This window comes from Sphingomonas ginkgonis (genome assembly GCF_003970925.1).
GTDB lineage: Bacteria > Pseudomonadota > Alphaproteobacteria > Sphingomonadales > Sphingomonadaceae > Sphingomicrobium > Sphingomicrobium ginkgonis.
Genome location: NZ_RWJF01000002.1, coordinates 69,254 through 78,136, shown reverse-complemented (window position 1 = coordinate 78,136; position 8,883 = coordinate 69,254). Strand labels below are relative to the sequence as shown.

12 protein-coding genes are annotated in these 8,883 nt (G+C 62.3%); 9 read left to right on the top strand and 3 right to left on the bottom strand.

Features of this window, described 5'->3' with window-relative positions:
* Both HMF7854_RS15585 and HMF7854_RS15890 read right to left on the bottom strand, forming a co-directional pair.
* On the bottom strand, positions 1-683 hold a 683-nt coding region (locus HMF7854_RS15585; protein ID WP_126720334.1), incomplete at its 3' end, for a lytic transglycosylase domain-containing protein.
* Positions 684-1,182: 499 nt separating this feature from the next.
* A complete protein-coding gene (locus tag HMF7854_RS15890; protein WP_185829348.1) occupies positions 1,183-1,470 on the bottom strand; it encodes a hypothetical protein in 288 nt (95 codons plus the stop codon).
* A gap of 91 nt (positions 1,471-1,561) precedes the next feature.
* On the opposite strand from HMF7854_RS15890, the gene HMF7854_RS15570 reads away from it, so the two are divergent.
* The 9 genes from HMF7854_RS15570 to HMF7854_RS15535 all read left to right on the top strand — a co-directional run bounded on the left by HMF7854_RS15570 (position 1,562) and on the right by HMF7854_RS15535 (position 7,556).
* Positions 1,562-2,446, top strand: a complete 885-nt coding sequence (locus HMF7854_RS15570) for a DUF7146 domain-containing protein (protein ID WP_239017069.1) — start codon at positions 1,562-1,564, stop codon at positions 2,444-2,446.
* Positions 2,443-3,042, top strand: a complete 600-nt coding sequence (locus tag HMF7854_RS15565; RefSeq protein WP_239017068.1) for a thermonuclease family protein — start codon at positions 2,443-2,445, stop codon at positions 3,040-3,042. The genes HMF7854_RS15570 and HMF7854_RS15565 overlap by 4 nt, the downstream gene beginning before the upstream one ends.
* A 155-nt stretch (positions 3,043-3,197) precedes the next feature.
* Positions 3,198-3,524 (top strand): hypothetical protein, encoded by a 327-nt coding sequence (locus HMF7854_RS15560; protein ID WP_126720349.1) that lies wholly within the window; start codon positions 3,198-3,200, stop codon positions 3,522-3,524.
* On the top strand, positions 3,515-4,081 hold the full coding sequence (locus HMF7854_RS15555; RefSeq protein ID WP_126720333.1) for a hypothetical protein: 567 nt from the start codon (positions 3,515-3,517) through the stop codon (positions 4,079-4,081). Before HMF7854_RS15560 ends, HMF7854_RS15555 begins: the two co-directional genes overlap by 10 nt.
* 313 nt (positions 4,082-4,394) lie before the next feature.
* Positions 4,395-4,676 carry a hypothetical protein gene (locus HMF7854_RS16305; protein ID WP_275402024.1) on the top strand — a complete coding sequence of 94 codons (282 nt, stop codon included), beginning with the start codon at positions 4,395-4,397 and terminating at the stop codon, positions 4,674-4,676.
* Positions 4,559-5,581 (top strand): DNA (cytosine-5-)-methyltransferase, encoded by a 1,023-nt coding sequence (gene dcm / locus HMF7854_RS15550; RefSeq protein ID WP_275402023.1) that lies wholly within the window; start codon positions 4,559-4,561, stop codon positions 5,579-5,581. Before HMF7854_RS16305 ends, dcm begins: the two co-directional genes overlap by 118 nt.
* Positions 5,571-6,041: a very short patch repair endonuclease gene (locus tag HMF7854_RS15545; RefSeq protein ID WP_126720332.1), complete on the top strand. Its 471-nt coding sequence runs from the start codon at positions 5,571-5,573 to the stop codon at positions 6,039-6,041. The genes dcm and HMF7854_RS15545 overlap by 11 nt, the downstream gene beginning before the upstream one ends.
* Positions 6,028-7,269: a type II restriction endonuclease gene (locus HMF7854_RS15540; protein ID WP_126720331.1), complete on the top strand. Its 1,242-nt coding sequence runs from the start codon at positions 6,028-6,030 to the stop codon at positions 7,267-7,269. The genes HMF7854_RS15545 and HMF7854_RS15540 overlap by 14 nt, the downstream gene beginning before the upstream one ends.
* Complete coding sequence (locus HMF7854_RS15535; protein ID WP_126720330.1) at positions 7,266-7,556, top strand: hypothetical protein; 291 nt, start codon at positions 7,266-7,268, stop codon at positions 7,554-7,556. The genes HMF7854_RS15540 and HMF7854_RS15535 overlap by 4 nt, the downstream gene beginning before the upstream one ends.
* Positions 7,557-7,575: 19 nt before the next feature.
* Here HMF7854_RS15535 and HMF7854_RS15530 read toward each other — a convergent pair whose 3' ends face one another.
* Positions 7,576-8,883 carry a hypothetical protein gene (locus HMF7854_RS15530; RefSeq protein ID WP_126720329.1) on the bottom strand — a complete coding sequence of 436 codons (1,308 nt, stop codon included), beginning with the start codon at positions 8,881-8,883 and terminating at the stop codon, positions 7,576-7,578.

Genomic DNA, 8,883 nt, shown 5'->3' with positions numbered 1-8,883 from the left:
CGGTTTTCTCCTTCTCCGGCGAGACGGGCTCGCTCATATTCCGCCCTCGCAAACACGTCCCACGATGGCGGCGGTGGGGGAGGCGCAGCTTGTGGCTGACCCGCGGCGGACGTGTTTTCCTCGACCAGCGCGGCGAGCTGCGCAGCCGCGCTCGACCCTTCGCCGGTATTCCTTGTGTCGGTGAACGCGCTCACGCGCACCGCGACGGGCCGGATGCCGTCGGAGATGCCGGCATTGCCGACAACCTTGCCGACATAGCCGTTGGAGAAGCCGCGCGACTGCGACCCGGTGTTGTACATGGAGAGTGCGATGCGGAGCGCGCGCTGGGGGTGCAGCCCCGCGCGCACGCTGTGGTAATTGCCGGACAGCACCGCCCCCGCCGCGGCGATGTTGGTGCAGGGATCGAACACGTTGTCCCAGGTCAGGCCGAGGGCCTTCATGTTGCGGGAGTTGATCTGCCCGAGACCCAGATCGACCGAATAGCCCTTGCTCACGTAAGAGCGGGCGAGCGCGATGGCCTGTGCCACGTTCGTCGCGGGCGCGACCCTCCGCCCCAGCCCGTTGACGTTGATCGCCAGCTCGAAACCCTGGCTTTCCGTCTGCACGATCGCCGCGATCGTCTCCGGGGCGACACCTGGCGCACACTGCGCTGCCAACCCCATGACGATCGCGGACGGGAGCATCGTTACCGCTCCAATGTCGCGGAACCCGGTGTCGGCCCCGCCAGCGCTGTCGCCTCCGCGTGGGCGACCTGTGCGCTACTCGGCACCGTGTATCGGGTGCGGGAGCCATCCTGCATCGTCATCACGACGTAACCGGGGCGTCCGTTCTTGGGTTTGGTATAGTCCGCCTTACGAACCCCGCCTGCGCTGCAGGTTGGGAACCCTCCACCCAACCCGAGATGGGTGATGAGCTTGCGGATCGGCGGGACGCATTCGGCGAACTGCATCCATCCACCGGGATTGCTGGCGCAAAGCAGCACTTCGCAAGCCCAGGTAGAATCAGCTGCACGAGCGGGAACTGCCGCCATCGAGGCAGTCAGGAGGCCAGCAACGGGCACTAAAGAAAACAAGCGATTTGCCATGTTTTCACTCCTAAGGTGAGAACATGCTAAATCGCTATAATGCGATTGCCTAGCCCGAAAACGACAAAAGTTTCAGAGAGGTGCGACGGCTTGCCGCGTCAGAACGACTTCTCGTCACGGAGCCCAGTGAAGGGGTGTACGTGGACCACGTCCTCGTAGCCGTAGCCGAGCACGACGTGGCGTATGGCCGAAGACGCCTTTTTATACAGGCGGATACGCTTTTTGTCGTAAAGGCCGACATGGAACAGAGCGGTGCCACGCCAGCTCACGCGGACATTGATGTACCATCGTCCGCAGTCGCGCTGGCAGACATGGACGTCCGTTATCGTGCCACCCGGAGGCCGCAGCGTCGTCAGCTCACGTTCTAGCAGCAGCTCCAAATCCACCAATTCCCCCTGTAGTGATTCATGTAGTTTTCGCTGGTGCTTTGGCTCGCCCCCGGTAGCCTATGCCTGTCTTGCACCGGGGGTGTCTTAGATGGCCCAACGTCAGACCGCTACGATCGAGGAACAGGCCGACCGCATCGTTCGCCAACTCGGAGGCAAATGGCATGGGGCTTCCGCCATGTGTCGGTGCCCCGCCCACGCCGATGGCAAGGCCAGTCTATCGATCCGCATCGGCGAGCGCGCCGTGCTCTTCCACTGCTTTGCTGGCTGCTCAACCGACGCGATCATGTCGGCGCTCCGCTCGGGTAAGATCCTCGCGCCCGCTGACCACGACCCGGGCCAGCGCCAGGATGGCAAGGCCGACCTCAACAGGGTCGCCCTTGCCGTGTGGCGCCATGCCGAGCCCTTCGCCGGCACGCTCGCCGATCGATACCTACGCGCGGGGCGCTCAATCATCCCCGATGGGATCAACGCCCGTTTCGATCCGCGCTGCCAGTGCGGTGCCGGCGCCGCAAAGGCGTTTGCGCCGGCACTGATCGCGCCCATCGAGGAGGACACCGGCGTCGTCGCGATCCACCGGACCTTCTTGGCCCCCGACGGCCGCCGGAAGGCCGACATGGACGAGCCCAAGCGGATGCTAGGCAATCCCGGCGTCGGCGCGGTCCGCTGGGGCGGCATCCCCCTCGACGGCATTCTGCGCCTCGCCGAGGGCGTCGAGGACGCGGCGAGCGTGATGAACCTGCTGGGCGCCGGCCACTTCGTGTGGCCCGTGTTGGGGATCGAGCGCTACCAAGCCGTCGCCATCCCGGAGAGCATCCATACCGTCGTCATCTACAGCCAGCACGGCGCCGAGGCGGCACGCGCGATCGAGCGTGCTACCCCACACCTGGCAGCCAATGGACGCCAGCTTGTCGTCAAGCTGCCGCCTCATGCCGGTGATTGGAACGACCTTCTGCGCGAGATCCGCTTGCTATGAAGCTGTTCCCCGGCGCGACGCGGTTTCAGCGATGGACGATGGGTGCGACGTTCCTGATCGTCGCGAGCTACGCCATTTCGCAGAACCGGCAGTCTCTCGTCGAAGTGTCGAAAACTCGGCTGTCGTCGCCCAGTCCAAGGATCATCGACGGGGATACGGTCGACTTTCCCAATGGGCGGGTGCGGGTAGTCGGAATCGATGCGCCCGATGACGACCTGCCGGGGCTCAAAGCGCTTTCGAGCGATACCCTGCGGCAGTTGTCGACACGGGATGGTGGGATGGACTGCTCGGTCTCGATGTTCGATTATGCGCTGCGGCGTGAGAACCAGTGCCGGACCGATCCCAAGAGCTACGGCCGATTGAACCTGGCGTGTCGTTTTCCCGCGAACAGGGCGAGTGTGGGGGCCACGATGGTCGCGCAGGGCTATGCGGTGGATTACCGGGTGTTCTCGGGCGGGGCCTATGTCGATCTGATGCAGGAGGCAGCAGCACAGCGGGCGGGGCTATGGGGCATAGACTACGAAGGGATGCGGCAGCTCGCTGTCCGCAGGGCGCAGGTGCCACAGGGATGCGCTGTGGAGACGGTCAGGAAGTAGTCGGGGCATGCCTTCGGCCCGCGCTCTACTCCGCGGCGCCGGCGCGCCGCTCCGCGAAACCCCGCACGCGGGTTTCCGCCCCTTCGGGTGACGATCGACTAGGCTGCAACGGGCCGCCCAGATGGCGGGCGTATTGGGATGGGCGCGTGTCGCCGATGCTTGAGCGCGGCTCCCCGCGCGCGGTAGCGATCGGCCGCTGGGGAGCTTCGCTGTCGCTCGTGATTGCGGCGATGCTGATCGGTCGCCTTATTCGCGCCTATCCCTTCCTGCTGCCGAACCGGCTTCCTGGCCTCGCCCTCTATGAGCTTGGCCCGGGGCTGATCCTCGCCTCGGCAACTGGCGCAGCGATCACCATCACCCGCGGTAGCGGGTCACTTGGTGGCCTCGCGCGCCTCGCCCTGTTCGGCCTCGCCGCGCTCGTGACGGGCGCTATCGTGCTGGCCGTGGAGTTCAACGACGCGCTTCGAGGACAATGGATATGATCGCTCCGTCACGTTTTCTGGTAGTCGAGGGGCCGATCGATCGCATCCTAGGGTCGCACCGCACGACCGACGTGAGCATCACCGAACACACCAGCAGCCGGCCGGGCACTGCCGGCGCTGCTCACCAGACCGAAACACACACCTTCGTGAACACGTCGCGCGAGTTCGTCATGCTCCTCGAGGTGAAGGGACGTACCCTGAAGCTGGTTAGTGACGACTATATCGTCGCAGCCGAAGGCGATGTTGTGCGTGCGCTTTGCCTGCCCACCCACAACGGCCCGCTGGTGGTGAAGGACTGGCATAATCGGACCCGCAGCATCCGCTTCCGCAACGTCCCGCGGCCACTCGCCGGCGTTGCCGCCAACATTGTGTGGACTATCATCCTGATGATCGCTGGCGTAGGCGCTGTCCTGGGGTTCAGGAAGGAATCTCATGCCTTCTTTCCCACTCTGATCGGGGTCGCGCTCTTGGTGGCATCAGCACTTCTTGCGGCTGCAACGGTGCAGAAGGCCAGCGCGCTTGCACAGGCTCACGCTGAGCTGGACCGGCTTGGTTGATGACGGGATGGGGTGTGCCACGTGGCACAGGTGAGCCAAGGGCCGCCCTTTCGGGTCGGCCCTAGTCGTTAGTACCCTCTCGGGAAGCGGACATTCCGAAGGAGCCGTGTGTGGCCCCGCGATACGATCCCTGACGCTCCGGGGCAATATGGCTCCGAACACAGGTAAGGTAGACCTGTTTTGTTCTTGCTCGGTGGGAATCACAGCGTCATAGTGGCACAAATCTTCCCAGAGGTGCCGCTTGCTTCCGTCCGTATCCGAATTCTCCCGTCTCCGCACCAGCGCGGGTATCAGCGTGGATGCCCTTGCCGATATGGCCGGCTTTTCTCGTAGCACTGTCTATCGCTGGGAGCGCGGACAGACCCGCCCTCGCCGTGCGGCGCTGAAGTTGTTGGACAGGATGATCCGGGAAAGCCGCGCCGCAATGCCCCAAGGCAAGGCGTTCCGCTTCATCGACCTGTTCGCCGGTATCGGGGGCTGCGTCGAGGCTTTGACGAATGGGGCGAATGCGTCTTTACGAGCGAGTGGGACAAGTATTCCCAGAAAACCTACCTGGCCAACTACGAGTGCGAGCATGAGGTCACCGGCGACATAACCAAGGTCGCGGTGGAGACCATCCCGGCCCATGATCTGTTGCTGGCAGGCTTCCCTTGCCAGCCCTTTTCAATCGCCGGCGTATCTAAGAAGAACGCGCTTAACCGGCCACACGGCTTTCTCGATGAAACGCAAGGCACGCTGTTTTTCAATGTTGCAAAGATCATCCAGCATCACCGGCCGCGAGCCTTCCTGCTGGAGAACGTCAAGAATCTGGTCAATCATGACAAGGGTCGGACGTTCGAGGTGATTCATCGCACGCTGGTGGAACTCGGATACCAGATCCATTGGAAGGTCATCAATTCTAAGGCATTCGTGCCGCAGCAGCGTGAGCGCATCTTCATTGTTGGCTTCCGCGAGAAAAACGACTTCACCTTTGCAGATCTTGTGCTGCCCGATCCCCTGAACGGGCCGAAGCTCCGCTCAATTCTGCACCCCGAGGATGGCACTGAGGCCCCGGACTCCCACTATACGCGGGGCAACATCGCGTCAGTGTCGGAGAAGTACACGCTGACGGATCACCTGTGGCGCTATCTTCAGGGCTATGCAGACAAGCACAAGGCGGCGGGCAATGGGTTTGGCTTCGGCTTGGTCGGACCCGGCGATATCGCCCGCACCCTTTCAGCGCGCTATTACAAGGATGGATCGGAAATCCTCGTAGAGCAGAAGGGGAAGAATCCGCGTCGGCTCACGCCCCGCGAGTGTGCCCGGCTCATGGGATTTGACGAGCCTGACGGTAGCGAATTCATTATTCCAGTGTCAGACACGCAGGCCTATCGCCAGTTCGGCAACGCTGTCGTCGTGCCCGTCGTGAGGGCTGTAGCCGAGCACATGCTGCCTTGGCTTGTCGATCGCGCGGAGATCGAGCCCGAACGTCTTCAGCGGAAGCTGGCGCTTGCCGGGTGACGTAGTCGATGCGGCGACACGCAGCCGGATGATGGCGGGGATCAGGGGCAAGAACACGAAGCCTGAGCTGGTCGTGCGCCGCGGTCTTCATGCCCTTGGATTCCGCTTCGTGCTTCATGATCGCCGCCTGCCCGGCAAACCTGACATGGTGTTGCCACGCTGGCGTTCCGCGATCTTCGTTCACGGCTGCTTCTGGCATGGACATGACTGTCCATTGTTCCGCTGGCCGGGTACGCGCCAAGACTTCTGGCGTCAAAAGATCGGCCGCAATCAAGAGCGTGACTCCGAGGTGGAGGCCGCGCTTGACCATGCAGGCTGGCGCGTGCTGAAAATCTGGGAATGCTCGCTGAAGGGCACCGGCAAGATCGGTATCGATTGCGTGGTGCCACTGGCGGCCGACTGGCTCCGTTCCGGCGAACGTGCCGGCGAGATCAGGGGGACAGTGCGTGCCAGCGGGTGATATTATCGAATGGCTGGACGAGCATGGCGGTTCCGGCTTCGTCTGGTACGTGAAGAGATTGTCGGGCAACGACACGCTGGCGAACGAGAGCCACCAGGCTGGACCGTATATCCCGCGCGACTTCCTGTTCCGGATATTCCCAGCGCTGGCGCGGCAGGAGGTAAAGAACCCCGACATCCGGTTCGATCTTTATGTGGACTCCCATGCCGATCACCGTGAGGTGCGCGCGATCTGGTACAATAACCGGTTTCACGGCAACCCGAAGGGTGGTCGCAACGAAACACGGCTGACTGGCTTTGGCGGCAGCGCATCTGCCCTTCTGGACCCGGAGAGCACCGGCGCGCTTACCGTTTTCGCTTTCCGCGTCGTCGATCCGTCCGCGATAGCCGACTGTCATGTCTGGGTGTGCCGACATGAAACTGAGGAAGATCTTGTCGAGGATCGTGTCGGGCCGGTTGAACCCGGCAAGTGGCTCCTCTGGCCTCCCGCGCAGGGCGGACTGTTCCCGAGCCCTGCACCTGCCGCGGTGCGGACGAATTGCTGGCTGGCGGATGATGAAATCCCCGCGGCGTGGCAGCTGAAGTTTCCGAGCGGCGCCGAAATCATCCGGAAGGCGGCCGAGCTGCGCGACGATAGCAGCCTTGATCCTGATCGGCGGCTAATGCGGCGCCGGGAATGCGAGTTTGAGATATTCCGCAGCGTCGAGCAGGCGATCGAGATGCCGCATATCACGGCCGGCTTCACCACCATCGACAGCTTCATCGCACGAGCCCAGACGATCCTGCAGCGCCGGAAGGCAAGGTCCGGACACTCTCTTGAACTGCACGCCCGAGAAATCTTCCTTGAGGAGCGATTGATCGAGGGCACGCATTTCGCGCACCAGCCCGTTTCGGAAGCCGGCAAGACGCCGGACTTCCTGTTCCCGTCGGTTGCGGCGTACCGCGACAATGCTTTTCCCGCTGACCGGCTTCGTATGCTGGCAGTCAAGACCACCTGCCGCGACCGGTGGCGCCAGATTCTCAACGAGGCTGACCGCATCCCTGCCAAGCACCTTCTGACCTTGCAGGAAGGCGTTTCGGAAACACAGTTTGCCGAGATGACGCAGGCCGGCGTGCAGCTTGTCGTGCCGTCCGGCTTAACTGACAAGTTCCCAAAGGCGGTGCAGCCGCATCTGCAATCTCTGGAGAGCTTTATCGGCGATGTGCGCCTTCTGCCGGTGGCAGGATGACTACGGATCTCGAGCGCGAGCTGGTCGCGGCGCACCGCATCGTCGCGCACCAGCATGAAATCGTCACGTGCTGGCGCAGCATGTACGTTCCGGGAGAGCTCCGCTTTGTACCGCTGCCCCCGGAGATGGAGGCGATTATCCGCAGCTCCGCAGATTACGACGACGTGGTGGCCGGCGGAGCTCCGACCCTGCTTAGCATAGCCTCCGGCAACGAAGCGCTCGAACTGGTGCTTTATCGCGCATCGGCTGACGGTGCAGTGTACATGTTAGCCCCGGTACGCCACTGACTACCCATGAGCTGCCGTCTTAGGGACGGAAGCTGATGATCGCCGGTCGTGTCGCCGTCTGTGCTCCATGTGTGGTTACCTGCATCAACAGAGGTTCGCGGAGCCGACAGAGCGGCTTCCACCCTTCGAACTCGCCTGGAACCAGGGTGATCTGGAGGTGAGTGTTGAACACGATCATGACGGGTTGTTCGAAGCCTTCTATGACCAGCGGTGGAGTGACGATTTCTGCCTTGGGCAGGTTCTGGTCCCGGCGGGCGGCTCCGGCAGGCATAATGGCGCCCAGTATGAAAGGGATCGGCCCCTTGCGATTCTGGGCATAGTCGCAGCTCGCCCCGACGCGGACGACGCACAGCTTCGTTGCTGTCCGGTCCTTCTTTTCGGTCATGCAGAATGTGCCGGAGAGAAGCGGCTTGAGTGCCACGTCGAAGCGTGCCGCGACGAAATCCTCAAGACCATTTTCTGACAAAAGCGTCACCGCTCCCCAGTTGCCAGGTTTCAGCTCCTCGCTGGCTGACGCGGCGAGATGCAGCATTGAGTTGAGTTTTGCAGCGTCTGCGAGCGTAGGATGGGGGACCCCGGAAATCTTGGTCACTGCTGCCTGCCAGATTGCGTTGCTTGTCGGATGGATCCGTTGGTTTGCAAGACGGTCTGAGAGGATGGGCATCAGGGCAGCATTGATCGCGCTGTATGGGTCAGCCTTCGCGTTTTCCTCACCCACCGCCTCTGAGGCAATCAGGCTCAGGATCTCGTCCAGACGCTCCGAGAAGCGCACAGCGACCCTGTCGCCGGTGGAGACCAAGGTCCCGATTTCTACAAGGGTAGCACCGGCTGCTCTCAAAACCTCGCGCTCCCAATCTAGGAGTGCTCTCAACCGCGGATCGGTTTCGATAATTCTCCCCACATCCTCCGTCAGCTTTTCGCCTGCCTTGCCGGCGAGATAGTCGTTCTTATCGAGGCTCAGGATGGCAATCGGTCGCTTGGATGCGTCCAGGTTCGTCATCACGTAGGTCTCGAACGCCTCTTTCTGTTCCTGATGCTTGGTCCAGAGGATGACCACGTAGGGACCCGTCGCGTCAGTAATGCCCCTCTCGAGAAGGTCGACGATAACACCAGATGCATAGGCTGTATCACTCGACTGCGCACCTGTGGTCAGATGCAGATCGAGAAACAGCAGGCGTACTCCTTGCAGATGTTTGACGTTGATGCCGTCGACTTCGTTATAGTGTAACGGGAGGCAAGGTGCTCCGATGTCCTGCAGGCTGTCGGCCAGCTGCTTGAGCTCTTCGGCATTGTCATCGACAATGACGTAACGTGCCGGCGTGAACAC

Excerpts from the sequence above, each read along its gene's own strand:
- HMF7854_RS15535 (WP_126720330.1), top strand. The coding sequence starts at position 7,266 with ATGACTACGGATCTCGAGCGCGAGCTGGTCGCGGCGCACCGCATCGTC.
- HMF7854_RS15555 (WP_126720333.1), top strand. The coding sequence starts at position 3,515 with ATGGATATGATCGCTCCGTCACGTTTTCTGGTAGTCGAGGGGCCGATC.
- HMF7854_RS15565 (WP_239017068.1), top strand. The coding sequence starts at position 2,443 with ATGAAGCTGTTCCCCGGCGCGACGCGGTTTCAGCGATGGACGATGGGT.
- HMF7854_RS16305 (WP_275402024.1), top strand. The coding sequence starts at position 4,395 with ATGGCCGGCTTTTCTCGTAGCACTGTCTATCGCTGGGAGCGCGGACAG.
- HMF7854_RS15570 (WP_239017069.1), top strand. The coding sequence starts at position 1,562 with ATGGCCCAACGTCAGACCGCTACGATCGAGGAACAGGCCGACCGCATC.
- HMF7854_RS15560 (WP_126720349.1), top strand. The coding sequence starts at position 3,198 with ATGCTTGAGCGCGGCTCCCCGCGCGCGGTAGCGATCGGCCGCTGGGGA.